Raw genomic sequence first — 19,759 nt, forward strand, 5'->3', positions numbered from 1 at the left:
TGACCGATCGTACCGCGTTCACGGCTATAGCAAACGACGGGTGCGCTCTTTGTAGTCACGATAGGCGTCGCCGAATCGGTCTTCGAGATGCCGCTCCTCCGGGCCGATGGCGAGCCACGTCACGAGCACGGCGTAGGGGATAACGAGGATCGCAAACCAGACGTTCTTGGTGAGTTCCGCCACGCCGAGCAGGATCAGGAGATGCGCGAGGTAGATCGGGTTGCGGCGGAAGCGAAAGGGCCCGTCCGTGACGAGCACACGTGCGGGCCGGTCGGGGCGCACGGTGGTTTCGTGCCGATGAAGCGTCCAAACGCTCCAGACAAACAGGGCCGCGCCCATGAGCCCGAACGCGGACCCGACGAGGCGCGTCGGCGTATCGTCCACACCGGGCCAGGAGAGCGGCAGCGCCTCTCCGAGCCCGATTGCGCCTGCGATGACGGAGACCAGGAGGATGGGCGGCCAGGGAATGCGGGGCAGGAGCGTGGGGGAGGCGTTCGGTTGCGTCATGCTCTCGACTTTCAGGGGCGGCCGCGCCATTTTCCGGCGCCGACACGGGGTGAGACGTAGGGTTAATGCCAGGAGCCGCGGCAGGCAAATAGACGTAGAGCCATAGCCATACTTTCATCCGTAATCGGCATTACCAGCTTCGGGACGTGAGCGATCGGTTCAATTGCCGTTCATAATGGCCCGTGTACGGGGTGTCCCAACGCACCCTGCGTTGCAAATCTCAAGGAGGGATGTCCCATGCGACTGTTTTATTCGATCGCTGCTGCCGCGCTCGGGCTGATGGTTTTCACCGGCTCCGCGACGGAAGCCGAAGCGTCCCCCTACGGCTGCTTCGTGGTGACGACGGATTCGCTCAACATCCGCGCCCGTCCGCGCGCGGCCTCCGACGTGGTCGGCATGGCCAAGAAGGGCGACATCCTGGAGAAGCGCAAGCTCATCTGTACGCCGCGCGGCTTCTGGTGCGCGATCCGCAAGGGCTCCATCGAGGGCTATGCAGACAAAAACTTCATGCGTCGGGTGAAGTGCCCGGGTTAGTGTTTTTCGTCCACTTCGCTAGGGCTGCTCCTGCCGGGGGTGCGCCGCGTGACTGCGGCGCATCCTCTCGGGTGGTGTGATGCCGTATACGCTCTCCAAAATCCTGGCATCTCTCGCGCAGCCGTCGTCGATGGCGGTGCTTGCGCTCGTGGCCGGCATCTTGTTGCTGGCGCGCGGATGTGCTCCGCGCCTGTCCCGCCTGCTCGCGTGGGGCGGGCTTGTCCTGCTCGTCGGCGGGGGGCTGTCTCCGGTCGCAAACGTCCTTATCCTTCCGCTTGAGCAGCGCTTCGCGGCAGTGCTTCAGCCTCAGCCGGGCGCGCGCGTCGACGGGATCATTTTGCTCGGCGGCTTCGAGGATGCCCACGTTTCCGCAGGGCGCGGCGGACTCGGCCTCAACGAAGCGGCGGAGCGCGTGACCGAAGGCTTAAGGCTTGCGCTGCGTCATCCCGAGGCGAAAGTCGTCTTTACGGGCGGCGCCGGAGGGCTTTTCGCGACGGCGGAAGCCTCCGGGCCGGTCGGGGCGTTTCTTGCCGAAGCCGGGATCGATCCGGCGCGCCTCGTGCTCGAAAACCGATCGCGCAACACCTATGAGAATGCCGTGCTCACGCGGGAGATGGTCAAGCCGCGGCCTGGCCAGCGCTGGTATCTCGTGACGAGCGCCTTTCACATGCCGCGCGCCATCGGCCTGTTTCGCAAGGCCGGGTTCGACGTCATCGCCTATCCCGTCGATTATCGCACGCGCGGGGCCGAAGACGCCACGCGGACGTTCGCGAGGATCCCGCAGGGCTTGATGCGTCTCGATGTGGCTGTCAACGAATGGCTCGGGCTTTTGGCGTATCGCCTGCTCGGGCGGACCGACGAGCTTTTTCCGGCGCCCTGAGGACCGCTTTTACGTCCGCTTGGATGGCCGCGTGCGCGGCGGCTCCTTGGCGCCCGGCTTCAGTTCAGCGTCGAGATCGAAATTCGCGCATTGTTTTTCTGCAAGAAGCCCGTTGTACGCGACAAGCTGGGCCCGCTCGCGCCGATGGCGGCCGTCGGGATCGAGGCCGGCGCCCGTGCCGCCGAAAAAGACCGCACTCGTGGTTGACTGAACGGCGCGGGACACGAGCGAGGCTTGACGGCGGTTCTCGTAATCGCGGAGCTGCATGATCCTGACCGCCGTGCGCCCGGTCAGGGCCCGGCAGTCCATATCGCGCTCGGCCGCCGTGAGCTGGTAGCCTCCTTCGGCCGGCAGCCGCGAGACCGTCTGGGCGACAGGCGCGAGGCTGGGCGAGAGCTGGCTGGCGGACGCCGGCTGGGGAGCCGGGCCGAGACTGCTCGTCGTCAGATCGTTGCCCTGGGACGCGCATGCGCCCAGCAGCAAGGCCGCGAGCGCGGCTGTCAGGTGCGATCTCAATGCGAGTGTCATGGGCAATGGCGATATGGTGGCTTGCATTAAGGGACTCGACGTGGCCGAGTCTACGACAGGTCGCGCCCTCAGGTGTGACCCTGCCACCACATGCCGCAGAAACGGGGCCTCAGGAAGGCAGGCTTACCCCGGTTGACCCTTGTCCACCTCACGGGCTACGCCATCGCGTAAGGTGGCTAAGCCCTTCGGGGCTTTCGGGCGAGCGAGGATGCATGGAACGGGCACGGGGTTTCGGTTGGGGCGAGAGAGGTTTTCTCGTTTGGAAGTTCGCTCTTGTTGCCGGTGCCGTTCTGATGACACTTGCCGTGGGTCACCCGCCTGCCACGGCCGATGAGGGGCCGCGGAACCTCGTTTGCACGTTCGAAAACGGAGCCTCGTGGAGCTACGAGGACGGCGCCTTCAAATCCACGACACCGCAGCCGCTGTCCTTCAGGATCGGCGACATCGACCTTGAAGAGCAAACGGCGGTGCTCCGCCTCAAGCCGGAGGACGAGGGTGGCAAGCTCAGCGTCGTTCGTGCCATCAACGCTAACCATTTCATCGAGGCGGTCACGGAGGGCTTTCTGAACCTCACGACCGTTTACGATGTCGACCAGAAGACGGGACAGCACCCGGCCGTCCACTCCCGTCACTTCGGTCTCATCGGCCAGCCGGTGTTCGGGCAATATACGGGGTTCTGCCGTCCTGAGTGATCCGCCTGTGGACGGTTGCGATCCATCCGCCGCGTTTCAGGCTAGAAGGTGAACGAACTGGCCACGGTGCCGGACGTTCGGAGAATGGCATGTCGCTCAATCTCGTGAAGCTCTGTGTCGGCGCCGCCTCCGTCGAGGATCTCGCGTCCTGGCAGAAGGGGCGGCTTGCCGAACAGAAAGCCCGCGGCGAGGCTATGCGGATCTTTCATGCGACCTTCCAAATGCCCAAGCGGCAGGCCGAACTGCTCGACGGCGGCTCGCTCTACTGGGTGATCAAGGGCGTGATCCAGGTGCGCCAGCGCGTCGTCGGCTTCGATGAGGGCACGCGAGAGGACGGCTCGTCCTGCTGCCTGATCCTTCTCGACACGGCGCTCGTTCCGGTGCGGCCGGTTCCGCGGCGTGCCTTTCAGGGCTGGCGCTATCTCACGGCGGACGATGCGCCGAAGGATCTCGGCCACGGGCCCGGTGGAGACCTTGCATCGTTTCCGCCCAAGCTGCGCCAGGAGCTGTTAGAGCTTTGCCTGATCTGACCGCAATTTTCCCGAGGCTGTGATGGGACGACCGACGCTGACGCGCATCGTGCGGGATTTGCCGGCGCTCGTGCCGTTCGTCGGTCCCGAAGCGCAGGAGCGCGCGCGGGGGCGGCCGTTCGTGCTCCGGCTCGGTGCGAACGAGAACGTGTTCGGGCCGAGCCCCAAGGCGATCGGGGCGATGATCGAAGCTGCGCCTCAGAACTGGATGTATTCCGATCCCGAGAACCACGATCTGCGGGAGGCGATTGCTGCCCATCACCGCGTCCCGGCCGATTGCGTCGTCGTTGGGGAGGGCATCGACGGGTTGCTCGGCCTTGCCGTCAAGGTGGCGGCGGATCCAGGGACGGTCGTCGTCACGTCGGACGGGGCGTATCCGACCTTTAATTTCCACGTGGCGGCGCAGGGGGCGCGCCTCGTCAAGGTGCCGTATTGTGACGACCGGGAGGATCTCGACGCGCTTTTGGATGCGGCCCGCCGCCGCGAAGCGCGTGTGCTCTACGTTTCGAACCCCGACAATCCCATGGGCTCGTGGTGGCCGGCCGCCGATCTGGAGCGGCTGATCGCGGCGCTGCCGGATGGCGTTCTCCTGCTTCTCGACGAAGCCTATTGCGACACGGCACCGCCCGACGCCGTGCCTGCCATCGATATTTCCAATCCGCAAGTGCTGCGGCTGCGTACTTTCTCCAAGGCCTATGGGCTTGCGGGAGCGCGGATCGGGTATGCCGTCGGATCGCCGGATCTCATTTGCCAGTTCGACAAGGTACGGAACCATTACGGCATCAACCGCGTCGGACAGATCGGTGCCCTGGCGGCGATGCAGGATCAACCCTATCTTGTGGAGGTCGTTCGTCATATCGTGAATGCTCGCGAGCGGATCGCGGACATCGCACGGAGTTCAGGACTGGTGCCGCTTCCGTCGGGCGCCAACTTCGTCACCATCGACTGCGGTGCCGATGGCGCGTTCGCGAAAGCAGTTCTCGATGCGCTTCTGGAACGGGACGTGTTCGCGAGAAAGCCGGGTGTCGCTCCGCTGGACCGCTGTATTCGGGTCTCGTGCGGGCGGGACGAGGATCTCGGCATCTTCGGCCGTATCCTTCCGGAGGCGCTGGACGCGGCCCGCAACCGCGTTGCCTCCGCGTAAGGTCCGCAAAGCCGTACGTGTACGTCATCGAATTGCGCTAAGATGGTCGCAACGCCTGATTCACGACATCGATGATCACGAGATCTAAGCTGGCCGGACGCGCGTATGCGTGTGGAGGCCGAAAAAACTGGAAAGGGAGTCCGATGAAAAGTGCCCTCTGGGGGACGATCCTCTCTTCGCTCTGGCTCGCAACGTTTGCGATGCCGGCTTCTTCGGCCGATTCACTCCGCGGGGCCTGGCGCGGGAGCGGCACGGTGACGTTTTCTAACGGTTCACAGGAACGCGCGACCTGCCGCGCAAACTTCAAGCCGAGCGGGCAGAACGCTTATGACGCGACCGCATCGTGCTCGTCTCAGACTGGCACCGTCACTCAGGAAGCGTTCGTGCGCGGCCGCGGCAACCGCTATCGCGGTACCTTCTACAATCCCGAGTTCGATGCCACCGGCAACATCCAGCTTAATCTCTCCGGCGGCAGCATGGTGGCGCGGCTGACGAGCAACCATGGAACGGCGGTGATCCGGCTCTCCCGCGCGCGGTAAGAGCGGCAGCGTCGCGATTACGGCCAGCGGCGGAGCTGAGTGCGAGGGAACGTCCATTCCGGTGTGACCAGCGTTTCGCCCATCGCGGCCGAATACCAGGGCGATCCGTCTTCGGCGGCCGGGTTCTTGAGCACGTGGATGTCTTGCGCGGGCATGTAGCTTTGCAAGAGCAGAAACCGCTTTTCGCCGGTCTCGCGGTTTTCGGCCATGTCGGCCACGAGAACCGCGTGTCCCGGGAAGCCTCCTCGGATGAAGACGTCGCCAATTTCCATCTCTTCGATGGCGACGGGCTTCAGCTCGCGTTCGAGAGAGTAGGTGCCTGCGTAAGCGAACACATAATTCAGGTAGCGGCGCAGACCCGGGTAATCTGTGCGCTTGGCGCGGTTGACGAAGATCAGCCGCTTGCCCTTGGTGTCGTTGAACGCGATCTCCTTGTCGCGCCGCGCGCTGTAGAGCCATTCGGCGCGCAGGCGCATGATTGCGTCGGCGCATTGCTGCAGGTCGCGCTCGCCCACGTCGATGTCGATGACGTCGCTATGTACATCCTGGCGCCATTTCGGCTTGCCGGTGTGGGTCAGGACGGGGGCGCCTTCGGGCTTCATCGGCAGTCCGCGCAGCCAATGGGCGAAGCTGCCGCTTTCGGCCCGTCTCCGCGTAAATCCGGCGGGCGGTGCGATGCGTGACGACAGCGGCGTCGATGCACGTTTTTCCGACGTCCAGCCGTAGGTCGGGCGCGCCTCGGCGGCGGGGGCATAGAGGGCTGCAAGGGAAAGCGCGATCGAGGCGGCCGCTTGCATCGCGCGGGTGCGGAAGGTCTGTGTCATGGGCCTTTCGCTCGCACGCAATCGTGGCATGGCCGCGACGGTCGGTAGCGGGCGGGCACGCGCGTATCAGGCCGCGTGCAGATTGCTCCAAAAAGTTGCGAGCCCGCCGGAGGAGGTGTCCGGGACGGGCTCGCGAGATCAACGATGAGGACCAATGAGATTTTCTGGGCGGTGGCGCTGTCGTCCCGTCGCTCAATCCGAAGGTGTCCCGGTGTCGGGATGCGGTTTCGGTGTTCGGATCGGGGTGCGCACCGCCGTTCTGTCCAAGTCGTTAGATCTTAGATTTCGCGGGTTCTTGAAAAAGCTGCGGCGAGTTGATGGCGCTGTCGGTCGCCTGGGTTCGCTTGGGGCGGCTCGGATCGGGCTCCGTGAGACGATCCAGCTTCGATCCCCTGGGGCTGATTTGACGGCCCTAAATGCACGTTCCGGCGACCGATCCTCGGTCTCGCCTGGGCGTCTGCACGCGAACGCACGACTATTCAAACGCGATTCAAGCTCAATCGCAGTTTCCTTCAAGTCTCCACGCATAAAATCGAATTGTTTGTCTCGCGCCGCTCGCCGACAACCGGCGTTATCGAGCAATCCCGGTCTCGACCGAGCGGCTAATACTGATCCGGTGGCCACATTTTCTTAGACCTCCTTCCAGTGAAGTGCGTGAAGTGTGCGCTCAATCCGCGGGGGTGTCAATTCACGAAGTATGTGCAAGTTGGAAGGGGCAGGGATAGTTAACCGAACGTTGACGGCCGGCTGCTTATGCTCATCCAAGATCCACGCGATCGATGTCGATTGCGCCAGCCTTCGGGCCCTCTTCCGGCCGGCGGAGTTTTCCATGAGATCGGCACTCGGCTTTTTCTCGCTGCTCGCGTTCGGCGTTCTCGGCGCGGGCGTTCTCACCGTCGTCGGCACGGCGGAAGGAGATGCTGCGATTGCGGAGCTTCTTGGTGTGCGTGACGGAGAGGGGTTGCATCCGGGCTCGCTCTTCGTCGGCCTCGTGCTTGGCGTGGTGCTCTCGGCGCTTGCGCGCGTGTCATGGACCGAGTTGCCGCGCCGGTTCGTCGCCTGGCTGCTCAGTCACGAGCGCATCTTCTTTCGCCTGGGTCTCGTCGGCGTCTTTCTCGGCATTCTCGTCTTCTACTGAGCTTCACGCTCTCTTTTGCGAGACATGAAAAAGGCCCGGCATCGCGGCCGGGCCTTCTCCCATCTTCTTAAATCGAACGACGTCGATCAGACAGAGTAGTACATGTCGTACTCGACCGGATGCGGCGTCATCTCGTAGCGCATGTTCTCGCTCATGCGCAGCTCGATATAGGCGTCGATCATGTCGTCGGTCATGACGCCACCGGCCTTCAGGAAGGCGCGGTCGGCGTCGAGTGCTGCGAGCGCTTCGCGCAGGCTGCCCGCGACGGTCGGAATCTCGGCGAGTTCTGCGGGCGGCAGATCGTAGAGGTTCTTGTCCATCGGGTCGCCAGGATGGATCTTGTTCTGGATGCCGTCGAGGCCCGCCATGAGCAGCGCCGTGAAGGCGAGGTAGGGGTTCGCGCCCGGATCCGGGAAGCGGACTTCGATGCGCTTGCCCTTCGGGCTCGTCACGACCGGAATACGGCAGGACGCCGAACGGTTGCGGGCGGAGTATGCCAGCAGCACGGGCGCCTCATAGCCCGGCACGAGACGCTTGTAGGAGTTCGTCAGCGGGTTCGTGAACGCGTTGATGGCTTTGGCGTGCTTCAGGATACCGCCGATATAGAACAGGCACGATTCCGAAAGATCGGCGTATTTGTTGCCTGCAAACGTCGGTTCGCCGTTCTTCCAGATCGACTGATGAACGTGCATGCCCGAGCCGTTGTCGCCGTAGACGGGCTTCGGCATGAAGGTCGCCGACTTGCCGTACGCCTGCGAAACCTGGTGCACGACGTATTTGTAGATCTGGAGATGGTCGGCCATCGTGATCATCTCGCCGAACTTGATGCCAAGCTCGTGCTGGGCGGAGGCCACCTCGTGGTGATGCTTCTCGACGACGACGCCCATCTCGGTGAGGACCGAGAGCATTTCGGAACGGATGTCCTGGCAGCTGTCGATCGGTGGCACGGGGAAGTAGCCGCCCTTCATGCGCGGACGGTGGCCGAGGTTGCCCATCTCGTACTCGGTGGCCGAGTTCGTGGGCAGCTCGGAGCTATCGACCTTGAAGCCGACGTTGTACGGATCGACCGAGAACTTGACGTCGTCGAAGATGAAGAATTCAGCTTCCGGGCCGAAATAGACTTTGTCGCCGATTCCGAGGGAGGCCATGTAAGCCTCGGCCTTCTTGGCGATGGAGCGCGGGTCGCGCTCGTAGGGCTGGCCCGTCAGCGGCTCGATCACGTCGCAGAAGACGGCGAGCGTGGTCTGAGCGAAGAACGGATCGATGTGAGCCGATACGGGATCGGGCTTCAGGAACATGTCCGAGCTTTCGATACCCTTCCAACCGGCAATCGACGATCCGTCGAACGCGTAGCCTTCGAACATGTCGGCATCGACGCAGCTTACGTCGGCCGTCACGTGCTGCATCTTGCCCTTCGTGTCGGTGAAGCGAAGGTCGACGAACTTGACGTCCTTGTCCTTGATCAGCTGCAGGACATCGTTGACCGTTGTCATAAACACTCCCCTTTGAGATTAGGATGTTGCGCTAGATTGCCGGGCCGCCGCAGGCCCGATCAGATGGCTTCGGCGCCGGTTTCGCCCGTGCGGATGCGGATGGCTTCCTCGACTTGAGAAATGAAGATCTTGCCGTCGCCGATGCGGCCGGTCTTGGCCGCCTTCTGGATGGCCTCGACGGCCTTGTCGAGCATCTCGTCGCCCAACACGACCTCGATCTTCACCTTCGGCAGGAAGTCGACCACGTATTCGGCGCCGCGATACAGCTCCGTATGGCCTTTCTGGCGGCCAAATCCCTTAGCCTCGATCACGGTGATCCCCTGCAGACCGATCTCCTGCAGAGCTTCCTTCACCTCGTCGAGCTTGAAGGGCTTGATGATGGCCTCGATTTTTTTCATGCACCCTTATCCTCCGCCGGTTCCGGCGCAAATCTGATGTGCCGGAGCGGCCATCGGATTGCACGGGGTATGCCAAGCCGTTTGAAATGAAAATATCGTTTAATTTTCAGACGATTAGTCTGAGGCTGCCTTTCCGGCAGGCACTTTCTCCCGTTTGAATAGCCTAAAATGTGGGCTTTATGATCGCTTTTTGTGCAGGCCTCGGCGGCAGGGCGACGTCCGCCGCGGCTGGCTTGCGCCTTCCCGCGGTTATCGCGGCATGGCGTTTCCCGCGCGACTTTCCTTCCCGCACCACCCGGCGGAAGGGTAGGGTGGGGCATAAAAAACGACGGCTCGCAGGACGTGCGGGGAGGACGCGGGTGACAAAAGAAACGGTTTGGATCGAGGGCGGCGTGGATCTTCTTACGCCGCAAGACATGGCGCGTGCGGATGCGCTGGCGGTCGAGCGCGGTGTATCGAGCCTGACGCTCATGGAAGCGGCCGGGCGGGCCGTCGCGGATGCCGCGCGCCGTCTCGTTCCGCCGGGTTCGCGTGTTGCCGTGCTCTGCGGCCCCGGCAACAACGGCGGTGACGGGTTCGTCGCGGCCCGCTATCTGAAGCGCGCGTCCTACGACGTCCGTCTGTTCCTCCATGGCGAAGTTTCTCAACTCAAGGGCGATGCGGCGGAGATGGCGCGCCGCTTCGACGGGCCGGTGCGTCCGCTCGATCCGTTTCAGCTCGAAAGCCTGCATCTCGTCATCGACGCTCTGTTCGGTGCGGGCCTTACGCGCCCGCTCGATGGGCGTGCGGCAGAGGCCGTCGCGGCCGTGGTTGAGGCGGGCACGCCGGTGCTTGCGGTCGATGTGCCGAGCGGCCTCGACGGCGAAACCGGCGCGGTGGCCGGTCCCGTGTTCCGTGCCGTCGAAACGGTGACGTTCTTCCGCGCGAAGCCCGGCCACATGCTCTATCCGGGGCGCGGCTATTGCGGCACGGTGCGGGTTGCCGATATCGGGATTCCGCGCGCCGTGCTCGGCGAAATCGGGAGCGCCACCTTCCTCAATGCGCCGCCGCTCTGGCGCGAGGCTTACCGATGGCCTTCGGCCAATGGGCACAAATACACACGCGGGCATGCGCTCGTCGTGTCCGGCCCTGCGGAGGCGACGGGAGCTGCGCGGCTCGGTGCGCGGGGCGCGCTGAGGGCGGGCGCTGGGCTCGTCACGGTCGCAAGCCCGCTCGATGCGGTCGGCGTCAACGCCATGCATCTGACGGCGATCATGCTGCGCCCGTTCGAGGCGCCGGAGGGACTCGCGAGCCTTCTCGAAGACACACGTAAGAATGCGGTGCTGTTGGGGCCGGGTGCGGGCTTGGGCGAAGCGACGCGCCGCCTGGTCGAGGCGGCGTTGCGGTCGCCTGCGGCGGTGGTGCTGGATGCGGATGCGCTGACCTCGTTTGCAGGAGATCTTTCGCGTCTCAAGGATGCGATGGCTTTGCGTCGTGCGCCTGTTGTCCTCACACCGCATGACGGAGAGTTCGAGCGGCTGTTCGGCCACGTGCCGGGGTCGCGGCTTGTGCGTGCACGGCACGCGGCAGACGAGAGCGGCGCCATCGTTCTGCTCAAGGGTGCGGACACCGTGATTGCCGAGCCCGGCGGGCGGGCTGCGATCACGGCCAATGCGCCGCCGTGGCTTGCGACGGCGGGCGCAGGCGACGTGCTCGGCGGCTTCGTGACCGGGCTTCTTGCGCAGGGCATGTCCGCCTTCGAGGCCACGGCGGCGGCTGCATGGCTTCACGGCGAAGCCGCACGAGACTTCGGGCCGGGGTTGATCGCGGAGGATTTGCCGGACCGGCTTCCGCGCGTGCTTTCCCGTCTCTACGGCGAAGCTTAGTTTCGCGGTGTTCCGATTCGGATGCGTGCGCTTGACCCGTCCGTAAGATTCAGGGGAAGATTCCGCGGTCCTGCCGCTCTATCATGGCATCTGGCCGGCCATGACCTGGAGGTTCGATGATCCGCTCCGCTTGCGTCCGTGCTTGTCTCGCGCTTGCGCTCGCCGCTTACGGTCCGTCGCTCCACGCGGCGCCGACCGAGGAGATGCCGCGCGCGGAGGACGGTGCGCGTGCTCTCGTCCGCGGCGAGGCGCGCGAGGCCGTGGCGCGCTACACGGAAGCGCTTGCGGAAACCGGCCTTTCCAACGACCGGCGCGCGGCTATTTTGAACGACCGCGGCGTGGCGTACATCAAGCTCGGCGATACGCGCAAAGCGTTCGACGACTTCAACCTGGCCGTTCAGCTCTTTCCGGAATTCTCCGCCGTCTACAACAATCGCGGCAATCTGCTTCTGTCTCTCGGACTCGCGGGCGAAGCCGTGAAGGATTTCGACCGCGCCATCGTTCTCGCGCCGGGCTATGCCGCCGCCTACAACAATCGCGCAGGCGCCTATATGCGGCTTGGCGAGCTGGACGAAGCGATTGCGGATTATACACAGGCGGTGCGTTTGCTGCCGGCTAATCCGGCGCCACTCAGCGGGCGTGGGCTCGCGCATCTCGCGCAGTTGCGTCCGCACGCGGCGATCCGCGACTTCACGCGCGCGGTGGCGGCCGATTCCCGCTTCGCCACCGCTTATCGCAACCGCGCCGAAGCCAAGCTCGAAGTGGAGCACTTCGAGGAAGCCATCGAGGATCTGTCGCGGGCCATCGCGTTCGATCCCGATCTCGCGGAAACGTACATCTTACGCGGCAAAGCCTATCTCGCGACGCGCAACGCCGTATCCGCGATCAAGGATTTTTCCAAGGCCATCGAACTCGCGCCCGGAAATGCCGCGGCTTATGCCGAGCGCGGTTTCGCGCACGGCGTTGCGCAGGCCTACGACGAGGCGATGGGCGATCTCAATCGCGCCATCGAAATCGATCCGCGCTCGGCACTCGCGTTCGCGTACCGCGCCTATATCTACCGACAGAACGGACAGACGGACATCGCGGAGCGGGACATCGAGGTCGCGCAGAAACTCAACCCCGATACGCCGGAAGTTCACTGGGTCAAGGCCGAGATCTCCGAAAGCCAAGGCCAGGTCACGGATGCCATTCGCAACATCGAGCGGGCGCTGGAGCTTCGGCCAGGTTTTTATGCGGCCAATGAAACGTTGCAACGACTGGGCGGCGCTTCGTTGCTCTCCGACGAAACGGTGGTCAAGGGCGCGGGCGTGGACGACTGGCGCGTGGTGAAGCGCGGGCAGCGTTTCTTCGCCGTTAACGATCAGTATCCGCGCGTCTCGGTTCCGCTCGAAATGATGGGCGAGGCTGCGCCACGGCTCATCAAATGGGAACTTAAAGAGGCGCCGTTTCGCGGCATCGGCGTGCTGCACTTCCATGGCGGCGCGGTGACGGCGCGGACGGGGTCGGCCGAGCTCGAACAGGCCGCCATCGTCGACGTGGAGCGTGGCCTGGTCGTCGCCATCGAACCGCACCGGCGAGGGCGAGCGTGTCGCGACCTGGACGTGGGAAGAGGGGCGGGTGACGGTCGCGAGTGTCGACGGCTCGACGGACTTACCGTTACGCTGCGCGCGCGCCGGCCCGCATCGCGCGCCGGCGAGCGGCGCTATACAACACGGCCACGAAGGGGGCGAGGCGTGGGCGCCGTGGAACACGCCGTTCGGTGCGTTCGGCGGTGCGCCATCCTCTCCGCCCAAGCGCGCGACGGCCAAGAAGAAGCCGAAGTCGTTTTTCGAACTCCTGTTCAACTGATCCTTGCCGAAGCGCTCCTGTCGCAGCATGGGATCGCGAACCGTTCGGGCGCAGGTGTCCGACTCCGATCGTGGATCATGCGTCGGCGCGGCAGGCGGCGCTCGATGCCTTCGCACCCGTTAACGGATAGGGGACGGGTGGCAGATCCCGTCATATTGTCCGTTTACGGCAACGATATCCTAACGCGATTGCGTTTCTCTTCGAACTCACGCTTCTCGTTTTGTGCGGAGTAGAGAGATGCGCCTGACCTTCGTCGCGGCTGCTGTGCTTGCAGCGGCTGCGCTCGCCCCCACCGCGGCGTCTGCCGGCGTCCAAGCCCGTGTCAGCAAGAGCACGCAGACCATGAACGTCTATGTGCACGGGCAACTGCGCCATAGCTGGCCCGTGTCGACGGGCCGAGGGCGCTATGCAACTCCTTCCGGATCGTTCCGTCCGCAGCGACTTGAGCGCCGCTGGTTTTCGACGAAATACAACAATGCGCCCATGCATTACGCGGTGTTCTACCACAAGGGCTATGCGATCCACGCCACGAACGAGGTGAACCGGCTGGGGCGCCCCGCGTCCCGGGGTTGCGTTCGGCTCTTGCCGCGCCATGCGTCCCAGTTTTTCGAGCTTGTGCGTGCCCATGGTTTCTCCCGGACGCGCATCACGATCGGGAATTAGGGACATTTTCAAGCTCGTCTGGAACACCGGGCGATTGATGCTATCCAATTGAAATATCCGATTTTGTATTGCGTTGGAGTGTTGCGATGCGGGTTCAGGTTCTGGCGGGTGCGCTTCTCGCGCTGCTTTTCGGGGCGGGAGCCGCTTCGGCGGAAGCGGCAGGCCAGATAACGGTCGAACCCGGTGGCGTCCCCACCGTGACCATCATCAACAAGGCTCCCGCGGAAGCCGATGCGGAGGAGCCGAACGCGCTTTCCATCGTCAACGAGACGGAGGCGGAGGGCGTTCTTCCCACGCGCGTGCGCGAGGCCGTTTCTGAGCCTGAAGTTGATGAAGTGCCGCCGCGTGCCGACGACGCTTTGCCGGGTGACGCCCTAACGGCGCACGACGGCGAGACCGAGGCGGCCGAAGCGCGCGTACCGCCTCCCCCGCCGACGCTCCATATCGACGTCGATCTTACGAACCAGACGATGACGGTGTCCGAAGGCGGCGCCGTGCGCCACTCCTGGCCGATCTCGTCAGGCCGGCGCGGTTATGCGACGCCGACCGGCACCTTCCAGCCGACGTGGATGGCGCGCCAGTGGTTCTCGAAGCAGTACGACAACGCGCCGATGCCGCATTCGATTTTCTTCCATGAGGGCGTCGCGATCCACGGGAGCTGGGCACTTCGCTCGCTGGGGCGTCCGGCGTCGCATGGGTGCGTGCGGCTTGCGCCCAAGAATGCCTCGACGCTGTTCCGCATGGTCAACCGGCATGGCAAGGAGCGGACGCGGATCGTTGTCGATGGCACGCCCAATTTCGGCCCGCCGCCGGCCGTGGCCTCGCGCGAACAGCGGACGACGCGCGGAATGCAAGCTCGTCGTGCTGCTGGCGGCAGCGCCTACACCTACCTGCCGCCCTCTGCCGCGGGGCGGAATGCGGCGTCCCAGAGCGCATACATGCCGCCGCGGGCGCGCCGTCGCGGGCAGGCGCAAGCCTATTACCCGCGCCCTCCGCGTGGACTGTTCACCGGCTATGGGTTCTGATCGTTTTCGGCGTCAGAACGGGTTCCAGGTGGGGCGAGGGGTGAAGCGCACGTAGCCGATGCTGGCGCCGAGCCTCAGCCCGAGGCCCGAGCGGATGGGCGCCATTGTGACGTTCCCGCCCCGCAGCAGGGTCATGCCGACGCCGCCCACCAGATAGGCGGAGCCGTCCACGCCGGTGAAGCGGCGGAACAGGGCCTCCGGCTCTTCCAGGCTGTAGATCAGGAACAGCGTGCGCGAGCCGTCCCCGCCGATGTCGTAGCCGATCGAAGGGCCGTGCCAGTAAACCTGCTGGCGGGCGCCCGAGCGGTGGTAGAGCGTGCCTTCGCCGTAGCGCAGACCGGCCAGGAACGCTGCGCCGCCTTCACTCCCGAGCACATAAGCCGTTGGCCGTCCCGATTGCTGGAACGCGTACTCGATGACGCTCGCCAGCGATGTCGAGATGGTGCCGAAGAAGCCGCGTGATACCTCGCGAATTTCGTCGATCGAATAGCCGGGTTCGCCGTCGCTGTACTCGCCTTGGACATCGCCATCCTCGGGAAGCGTATAGGGCATGCCCGGAGGATCGCCGGGAGCGGGTGGCGCGTAGCTGGGCGAATGGTCATCGTGGGGCTGGCCGCCGGGCGGAGGTACGGGCCGCATCATGGGCGGGGGGATCACCGCCTGTGCCGTGGTCGTGCTCCAGCTCGATGTGCTTTCGTGCTTGCTTTCGTTTCGGGGCTCCGTCTCAGGATCGGCCGCGAGGTCGGGCGGCACATAGGGCAGCCTGGGCTCCAAGGGGGGCGATGCCGGCGCCGTTGCTTCGGGATGAGGGGCTGCATCCGGCGCGGTTTTCGCCTTTGGGAGCGTCTCGGCGCGCGGCAAGGCGTCGGAAGGCGCCGCCGGTGGGCCAGTTCCCTCTGGGATCGCCCCCTCCGTGGACGGCACGGCGCCCGGCGCGGTGCGCGGATTTTCGGTCCGGCGGATCGGCGAGAGGTCGGGCTGCGGCTCCGGCGCCTTCGAGGTTTCCGTCGCCGCGACGGGGAGACGCGCGGGAGCGGGTGCAGGTGTCTGTTCCGCCGCGGCCACCCTCGGCTGGACACCTGCAGGCGAGGTTGCGATCTCACGGTCGATCCGCGCGATCAGATGTTCCGACTTGGCGCGCATCACGGCCATCAGCTCGTCTGCGGACGTCTTGAGCTCTTCGAGCTTGGCACAGCTTGCGCTGCCGGGATTTGCGGCGTCGGGCGTGCCGAGCGTGTCGATACGGCCGAGAAGCTCGCCGGCCTGAGCGTCGAACCCGTCGAGGGCCTGATCGTGCACCAGGGCCAGGCCCTTGGCTTCATAGTCGGCGTCGGGCCAGCCTTTGTGATCTCGCAGTTCCTGGAGCTTTTGCTTGAGGCGAGGTTGGGTCTCGGCGCTGAAGGCGCGCAGGGCTTCGGCGGAGTCGTCCACCGCGTCGCCGAAGCTCTCGACAGAGCATGCTTCCTCGGCGCGCACATGCGACGGAGGAAGAGCCAGCACCATTGCCAGTCCCAGCAGGGCCAGGCCGAACCGCGATCTTGTTTTCATCGAAACTCTTCCTCGCCAACTTTTTGGCGCTTTTAGGGAGCTTAGCGATGAAGGCTCACTTGCGGGACTTCTTTTTTCGTTGGGAGAAGAGATCTTAGGCCGTGACCCGCGGGTGTCTTCCAGCCGGGCGGGAAGCCCGAGGCAGAGTGCCAACCCGCAATTCCGGCGGCCGCCTCATTCGGTCGGCACCGTGCGGATGATGCTTGTCATCGGGCGTTCGGCGCCGACCGCCGGCAGGCCTTTCACGTCCTTTTCGATCAGCGCATCGTATTCGGCGAGGGTCTGGAGGCTGTCCTTCGCCGTCATGTGCACGATCTTATAGCCGCCAGCCTTGAGCGCCTTGAGCAGCGCGGGCATGGCCTCGGCGGTGCGCGGCTGGATGTCGTGCATCAGGAGGATGCCTTTGCCGCGCTTGTTGAGGCGCTCCATCGTCGCCTTGACGAGACGGTCCGGGCTCTGGCGGCGGAAGTCGAAGCTGTCGACGTCGGTCGAGAAGACGGCGATGTTGCGCCCTGCGAGATGTGCGAGAGAGGCTTTGGAATCCCGAAGATAGGGATAGCGGAAGAAGGGCGCGACGGGCGCACCGGCTCCGCGTGCCACCGCACTGACGCCTTTCTCGATCTCGTCCTTCGCTTCCTGGTCGGAAGCCTTGCGCATGTCCTTGTGCGACCAGGTGTGGGTGCCGATGGTGTGGCCGCGCCGTGCAACGTCGCGCAGAATGTTGGGAAGGCCGATGGCCATTTTGCCGAGGCTGAAGAAGATGCCCTTGGTGCACTCGTGCTCCAGCGCGTCGAGGATGGCGGTGGTCGTGCGGACTTGTGGGCCATCGTCGAAGGTCAGGACGACTTCCTTATCCTGCAAGAAGTCGTAGGCTTTGTAGTGCTCCATGCCGAAGCCGGGTCCGCCCGTCGTGTCGACTTCCACCGTGCGTGAAACGCCAAGCGCGTCCGGGTTGGCGCAGGCCTGCCCTGCCGCCTTATCGGGGAGTGCGGCGGTTTCCGCGCCTGGTTTCGGATCGGGATCGGGCGCCGCCTGGTTCGCACCGCCGGCATAAGCGGCGGTTGCGAGCAAAATGAGCAGCGTCGACAGAATGGCGCGCATGGTCGTTCCCTCCTGATTCCTTCGGCCTACATAGCAACAAATGTCGGCGCGGGGGAGGCGGCGGCTCAGGATACTGTGGGGAAGGGGCGCAAGGTGCGCCTCTTCACGCCGGTCCCCCTTTTGCGCGCGCCTTGGCCTCGAAACGCGTCCGGTCGATGATGACGCGCGTGTGACGGGCGTCGCCGATCTGTTCGGTCGCGTCGCGGGCTTCGATGGCGAACGTGAGCTTGCGGCCATCCACGGCCAGGAGGGTTGCCGTCGCGCTGACGGCGAGGCCAGGCGGGGTTGCGGCCTTGTGGCTTACATCGAGATGGGTGCCGACGCTCGTTTCGCCGGGTGCGAGGTGTTTTTCGATTGCCGCGACGGCTGCCGCTTCCATCAAGGCAATCATGGCAGGGGTGGCGTAGACATCCGCCGTTCCGCTCCCCAGAGCGGCGGCGGTGAGCGCGTGCGTCACCACGGTTTCCGCGCGGCCTTCTAGGCCCGGTATCAACGATGTGGATCGCTCGGATGCTGTCATGGACGAAGCTTCTCTCTGCGTCGTTCGGTTCGCCTGTTGTCACGGCGCTTCGCAAGTCTTCACAAAAAAAGTTGGCGTGTCACGCCAGGAACAGCGGCAGAGCCGGCAGGCGCATAGGGTCCGCGCATCGGATTTCGCAGCCCATTGGGCGAGGCCGGATGGAGAATGTCATGATCACGTCATTCACGCGCACTGCCGTTGTCGCTGCCGTTGCGGCGCTTGGGGCACTGGGCTTTGCGGCGGACGCGGATGCGCGCGGCGGCAAAGAGTATTTCCAGCAGACCTATCGGTTCGATCGGCCGATGGACGGCTACCAGGGGTTTTCGGGTGCGTACCACTGCTCGTACGTGCGCACGCCGAAGCAGGTGTGTCACAAGGGCAAATGCAAGCGCGTCTGGGAGCTGCTTCAGACCTGTCAGTAAGTTTTGGCCCCGTTTCGCAGGTTCCTCCTCCCAAAGACGACCTTGGCCCCGGTATGATCGGGGCCATTTTTTCGCTTGCACGTTTGGGCGCGCTCGCGGGGCGTAGGGTTCTCTCAGGTTGCGGGGTTAGCGCGTCACGCGCAGTTCAACGCGGCGGTCGAACTGATAGAGCGCTTCGCCGCGGTATTTCTTGCGGTCGATGCCTTTGAACGGCTCGGTCTTGCCTTTGGGCGTGAGCGTCAGTTTGCCCTTGTAGCCGCCGTCCGTCAGAATCCGCGAGACGGCTTCGAGCCGTTCGCGCGACAGGTCGAAATTGTAATTGTGCGTTCCGCGCTCGTCGGCATGGCCGGTGAGTTCCACGGAATCGAGGCGCTTGAGGAGCAGGTATTCGAGAAGAAGCTCCGCGGCCCGCTCGCCTTCCACCGTGAGCGCCGCCTGATTGTACACGAACATGATCGGGACGGGGATCGGGGCCTGGGCTGCGGGCTTCGCGGCCTTGCCGGGAGCGGCAAGCATCGCGGCTTTGGTTTCCGTATCCTTCTGGGCAGCGTCTCCCTCGACGGTGCTTTTCCCGCCTGGAACGGCATCCGCGCTTGCGCTCGCTGTGGTGTCCGATGAGGCGGCAGGTTCCTCCGTTGCCGCCTCGGCCTGCGGCTTGTCTGTGGCGGCGGAGGACGCTGGCGTTGCGGTTGCCGCTGCCGCGACCGTCTGGCGCTCGGTCTCTCGTTTCGCTGCGTCCTTGCGGGCGGCTTCGGCGGCTGCCTGCTCGGCCTCGCGTTGGGCCTTGAGTGCGGCTTGGGTTTGCGCTTGGGCAAGCTGCCTGCGCTCGGCTTCCTTCTTCTCGCGCGCAGCTTTTTCTTCAGCTTCCTTTTCGCGGGCAGCGTCCTCGCGGGCTTCGGAGACGAGTTCTTCGAACTTGCGCATGACGTCGCCGGCGGCGGCGGGCGCATCCTCCGTGACCTGCTCTGTCGCTGGTGCGGCTTCGGCTGCCGCGGTCTCTGTCGTTGAGGAGGGTGGTGTTACGGAGGGTTCTGGGGCCGGAGCGGGCTCAGACTTGGCGGGCGGTGTGGGCGCAGATTCGAACGTGATGGTGGGATCCGCGCCTGCGAACTTGTGCTCGGTCGAGAGGCTCCACGAACCTCCATCGTCGGCCTGGACCGTGCCCGCAGATTTTCCGTCCGCGTACACCGTGATGTAGGCGCGGGGCTCGGCGCGTCCGGCGAACACCGACGGTCCGTCCGGAGAGATGCGCGAAATGTCGAGTGCGACATCGCCCGGAGGCGGCTGTGTGTCCGCCGCCGTGTCGCCTGCGAGCGCCGCAACGGTGTCTTCGATGGCGCGCTCGGCGGAGGCGGAGGCTTTGCTCGGAGCTTCTCCTGGGGCGCGAGGCGCTTCGTTCTCTGTTGAAGGCTGTTCAGGGGCTTGAGTGGACGCGACCGTCCAGGGAAGATCCATGCCGAGACGATCGGCGGCGAAGATGCCGGCGGCCGCCGTCACCAAAAGTCCCAGCAAAACGAGTGCTGTGCGCCGCAACATACCCACCTCGATCAAAAACGG

21 protein-coding genes are annotated in these 19,759 nt (G+C 64.7%); 12 read left to right on the forward strand and 9 right to left on the reverse strand.

Going from position 1 to position 19,759, the window contains the following annotated elements; genetic code table 11:
* Positions 1–24: 24 nt before the first annotated feature.
* Positions 25–537 carry a methyltransferase family protein gene (locus W911_RS09405; protein ID WP_244438483.1) on the reverse strand — a complete coding sequence of 171 codons (513 nt, stop codon included), beginning with the start codon at positions 535–537 and terminating at the stop codon, positions 25–27.
* A 207-nt stretch (positions 538–744) separates the two neighbouring features.
* Here W911_RS09405 and W911_RS09410 point away from each other — a divergent pair, with 207 nt between their 5' ends.
* Both W911_RS09410 and W911_RS09415 read left to right on the forward strand, forming a co-directional pair.
* Complete coding sequence (locus tag W911_RS09410) at positions 745–1,041, forward strand: SH3 domain-containing protein (RefSeq protein WP_023787308.1); 297 nt, start codon at positions 745–747, stop codon at positions 1,039–1,041.
* A 79-nt stretch (positions 1,042–1,120) separates the two neighbouring features.
* A complete protein-coding gene (locus tag W911_RS09415) occupies positions 1,121–1,921 on the forward strand; it encodes a YdcF family protein (RefSeq protein WP_023787309.1) in 801 nt (266 codons plus the stop codon).
* Between the two features lie 9 nt (positions 1,922–1,930).
* Here W911_RS09415 and W911_RS17370 read toward each other — a convergent pair whose 3' ends face one another.
* A complete protein-coding gene (locus tag W911_RS17370) occupies positions 1,931–2,476 on the reverse strand; it encodes a hypothetical protein (RefSeq protein ID WP_144083574.1) in 546 nt (181 codons plus the stop codon).
* 185 nt (positions 2,477–2,661) lie between these two features.
* On the opposite strand from W911_RS17370, the gene W911_RS09425 reads away from it, so the two are divergent.
* The 4 genes from W911_RS09425 (at position 2,662) to W911_RS17375 (ending at position 5,354) form a co-directional block, all read left to right on the forward strand.
* Positions 2,662–3,141, forward strand: a complete 480-nt coding sequence (locus tag W911_RS09425; protein WP_023787311.1) for a hypothetical protein — start codon at positions 2,662–2,664, stop codon at positions 3,139–3,141.
* A gap of 89 nt (positions 3,142–3,230) precedes the next feature.
* Positions 3,231–3,671 (forward strand): DUF1489 family protein, encoded by a 441-nt coding sequence (locus tag W911_RS09430; protein ID WP_023787312.1) that lies wholly within the window; start codon positions 3,231–3,233, stop codon positions 3,669–3,671.
* A gap of 22 nt (positions 3,672–3,693) precedes the next feature.
* Complete coding sequence (locus W911_RS09435; RefSeq protein WP_023787313.1) at positions 3,694–4,815, forward strand: pyridoxal phosphate-dependent aminotransferase; 1,122 nt, start codon at positions 3,694–3,696, stop codon at positions 4,813–4,815.
* Positions 4,816–4,958: 143 nt separating this feature from the next.
* A complete protein-coding gene (locus W911_RS17375; RefSeq protein ID WP_023787314.1) occupies positions 4,959–5,354 on the forward strand; it encodes a hypothetical protein in 396 nt (131 codons plus the stop codon).
* 17 nt (positions 5,355–5,371) lie between these two features.
* On the opposite strand, the gene W911_RS09445 is transcribed toward W911_RS17375, so the two are convergent.
* Complete coding sequence (locus W911_RS09445; protein WP_023787315.1) at positions 5,372–6,178, reverse strand: DUF4846 domain-containing protein; 807 nt, start codon at positions 6,176–6,178, stop codon at positions 5,372–5,374.
* Positions 6,179–7,007: 829 nt separating this feature from the next.
* Between W911_RS09445 and W911_RS09450 the strand changes: the two genes are divergently transcribed.
* On the forward strand, positions 7,008–7,316 hold the full coding sequence (locus W911_RS09450) for a hypothetical protein (protein ID WP_041318252.1): 309 nt from the start codon (positions 7,008–7,010) through the stop codon (positions 7,314–7,316).
* 86 nt (positions 7,317–7,402) lie between these two features.
* Here W911_RS09450 and glnA read toward each other — a convergent pair whose 3' ends face one another.
* Both glnA and W911_RS09460 read right to left on the reverse strand, forming a co-directional pair.
* Positions 7,403–8,809: a type I glutamate--ammonia ligase gene (gene glnA / locus W911_RS09455; protein ID WP_023787317.1), complete on the reverse strand. Its 1,407-nt coding sequence runs from the start codon at positions 8,807–8,809 to the stop codon at positions 7,403–7,405.
* A 59-nt stretch (positions 8,810–8,868) separates the two neighbouring features.
* On the reverse strand, positions 8,869–9,207 hold the full coding sequence (locus tag W911_RS09460; RefSeq protein WP_023787318.1) for a P-II family nitrogen regulator: 339 nt from the start codon (positions 9,205–9,207) through the stop codon (positions 8,869–8,871).
* A 416-nt stretch (positions 9,208–9,623) separates the two neighbouring features.
* Here W911_RS09460 and W911_RS09465 point away from each other — a divergent pair, with 416 nt between their 5' ends.
* The 4 genes from W911_RS09465 to W911_RS17810 all read left to right on the forward strand — a co-directional run bounded on the left by W911_RS09465 (position 9,624) and on the right by W911_RS17810 (position 14,611).
* Positions 9,624–11,072: an NAD(P)H-hydrate dehydratase gene (locus tag W911_RS09465; protein WP_174394680.1), complete on the forward strand. Its 1,449-nt coding sequence runs from the start codon at positions 9,624–9,626 to the stop codon at positions 11,070–11,072.
* A 116-nt stretch (positions 11,073–11,188) separates the two neighbouring features.
* The gene (locus W911_RS09470) at positions 11,189–13,156 is read left to right on the forward strand and encodes a tetratricopeptide repeat protein (protein ID WP_051388540.1); all 1,968 of its coding nucleotides are present in this window, start codon (positions 11,189–11,191) and stop codon (positions 13,154–13,156) included.
* Between the two features lie 4 nt (positions 13,157–13,160).
* Positions 13,161–13,586, forward strand: coding sequence for a L,D-transpeptidase (locus W911_RS09475; protein WP_023787320.1), 426 nt, complete (start codon positions 13,161–13,163; stop codon positions 13,584–13,586).
* 86 nt (positions 13,587–13,672) lie between these two features.
* Positions 13,673–14,611, forward strand: coding sequence for a L,D-transpeptidase (locus W911_RS17810; protein ID WP_023787321.1), 939 nt, complete (start codon positions 13,673–13,675; stop codon positions 14,609–14,611).
* A 12-nt stretch (positions 14,612–14,623) separates the two neighbouring features.
* On the opposite strand, the gene W911_RS17815 is transcribed toward W911_RS17810, so the two are convergent.
* From W911_RS17815 to W911_RS09495, 3 genes are all read right to left on the reverse strand, one after another.
* A complete protein-coding gene (locus tag W911_RS17815) occupies positions 14,624–16,159 on the reverse strand; it encodes a DUF1134 domain-containing protein (protein WP_023787322.1) in 1,536 nt (511 codons plus the stop codon).
* Between the two features lie 174 nt (positions 16,160–16,333).
* Positions 16,334–17,260, reverse strand: coding sequence for a polysaccharide deacetylase family protein (locus tag W911_RS09490; RefSeq protein ID WP_023787323.1), 927 nt, complete (start codon positions 17,258–17,260; stop codon positions 16,334–16,336).
* Positions 17,261–17,363: 103 nt separating this feature from the next.
* A complete protein-coding gene (locus tag W911_RS09495; protein WP_023787324.1) occupies positions 17,364–17,780 on the reverse strand; it encodes a thioesterase family protein in 417 nt (138 codons plus the stop codon).
* A 170-nt stretch (positions 17,781–17,950) separates the two neighbouring features.
* On the opposite strand from W911_RS09495, the gene W911_RS09500 reads away from it, so the two are divergent.
* Positions 17,951–18,202: a hypothetical protein gene (locus W911_RS09500; RefSeq protein WP_023787325.1), complete on the forward strand. Its 252-nt coding sequence runs from the start codon at positions 17,951–17,953 to the stop codon at positions 18,200–18,202.
* A 126-nt stretch (positions 18,203–18,328) separates the two neighbouring features.
* Here the strand turns inward: W911_RS09500 and W911_RS09505 are convergent, their stop codons facing one another.
* Positions 18,329–19,738 carry an OmpA family protein gene (locus tag W911_RS09505; protein ID WP_023787326.1) on the reverse strand — a complete coding sequence of 470 codons (1,410 nt, stop codon included), beginning with the start codon at positions 19,736–19,738 and terminating at the stop codon, positions 18,329–18,331.
* Positions 19,739–19,759: the final 21 nt, after the last annotated feature.

This window comes from Hyphomicrobium nitrativorans NL23 (assembly GCF_000503895.1).
GTDB classification, from domain to species: domain Bacteria; phylum Pseudomonadota; class Alphaproteobacteria; order Rhizobiales; family Hyphomicrobiaceae; genus Hyphomicrobium_C; species Hyphomicrobium_C nitrativorans.

What these genes read in the sequence shown, in the direction of transcription:
- W911_RS09495 (WP_023787324.1), bottom strand. Translation starts at nt 17,780, where the DNA reads ATGACAGCATCCGAGCGATCCACATCGTTGATACCGGGCCTAGAAGGC.
- W911_RS09445 (WP_023787315.1), bottom strand. Translation starts at nt 6,178, where the DNA reads ATGACACAGACCTTCCGCACCCGCGCGATGCAAGCGGCCGCCTCGATC.
- W911_RS09410 (WP_023787308.1), top strand. Translation starts at nt 745, where the DNA reads ATGCGACTGTTTTATTCGATCGCTGCTGCCGCGCTCGGGCTGATGGTT.
- W911_RS09470 (WP_051388540.1), top strand. Translation starts at nt 11,189, where the DNA reads ATGATCCGCTCCGCTTGCGTCCGTGCTTGTCTCGCGCTTGCGCTCGCC.
- W911_RS09450 (WP_041318252.1), top strand. Translation starts at nt 7,008, where the DNA reads ATGAGATCGGCACTCGGCTTTTTCTCGCTGCTCGCGTTCGGCGTTCTC.
- W911_RS09475 (WP_023787320.1), top strand. Translation starts at nt 13,161, where the DNA reads ATGCGCCTGACCTTCGTCGCGGCTGCTGTGCTTGCAGCGGCTGCGCTC.
- W911_RS09425 (WP_023787311.1), top strand. Translation starts at nt 2,662, where the DNA reads ATGGAACGGGCACGGGGTTTCGGTTGGGGCGAGAGAGGTTTTCTCGTT.
- W911_RS09460 (WP_023787318.1), bottom strand. Translation starts at nt 9,207, where the DNA reads ATGAAAAAAATCGAGGCCATCATCAAGCCCTTCAAGCTCGACGAGGTG.
- W911_RS09505 (WP_023787326.1), bottom strand. Translation starts at nt 19,738, where the DNA reads ATGTTGCGGCGCACAGCACTCGTTTTGCTGGGACTTTTGGTGACGGCG.
- W911_RS17810 (WP_023787321.1), top strand. Translation starts at nt 13,673, where the DNA reads ATGCGGGTTCAGGTTCTGGCGGGTGCGCTTCTCGCGCTGCTTTTCGGG.
- W911_RS17370 (WP_144083574.1), bottom strand. Translation starts at nt 2,476, where the DNA reads ATGCAAGCCACCATATCGCCATTGCCCATGACACTCGCATTGAGATCG.
- W911_RS09415 (WP_023787309.1), top strand. Translation starts at nt 1,121, where the DNA reads ATGCCGTATACGCTCTCCAAAATCCTGGCATCTCTCGCGCAGCCGTCG.
- W911_RS09405 (WP_244438483.1), bottom strand. Translation starts at nt 537, where the DNA reads ATGGCGCGGCCGCCCCTGAAAGTCGAGAGCATGACGCAACCGAACGCC.
- W911_RS09465 (WP_174394680.1), top strand. Translation starts at nt 9,624, where the DNA reads ATGGCGCGTGCGGATGCGCTGGCGGTCGAGCGCGGTGTATCGAGCCTG.
- W911_RS09435 (WP_023787313.1), top strand. Translation starts at nt 3,694, where the DNA reads ATGGGACGACCGACGCTGACGCGCATCGTGCGGGATTTGCCGGCGCTC.
- W911_RS09500 (WP_023787325.1), top strand. Translation starts at nt 17,951, where the DNA reads ATGATCACGTCATTCACGCGCACTGCCGTTGTCGCTGCCGTTGCGGCG.
- W911_RS17815 (WP_023787322.1), bottom strand. Translation starts at nt 16,159, where the DNA reads ATGAAAACAAGATCGCGGTTCGGCCTGGCCCTGCTGGGACTGGCAATG.
- glnA (WP_023787317.1), bottom strand. Translation starts at nt 8,809, where the DNA reads ATGACAACGGTCAACGATGTCCTGCAGCTGATCAAGGACAAGGACGTC.
- W911_RS09490 (WP_023787323.1), bottom strand. Translation starts at nt 17,260, where the DNA reads ATGCGCGCCATTCTGTCGACGCTGCTCATTTTGCTCGCAACCGCCGCT.
- W911_RS09430 (WP_023787312.1), top strand. Translation starts at nt 3,231, where the DNA reads ATGTCGCTCAATCTCGTGAAGCTCTGTGTCGGCGCCGCCTCCGTCGAG.
- W911_RS17375 (WP_023787314.1), top strand. Translation starts at nt 4,959, where the DNA reads ATGAAAAGTGCCCTCTGGGGGACGATCCTCTCTTCGCTCTGGCTCGCA.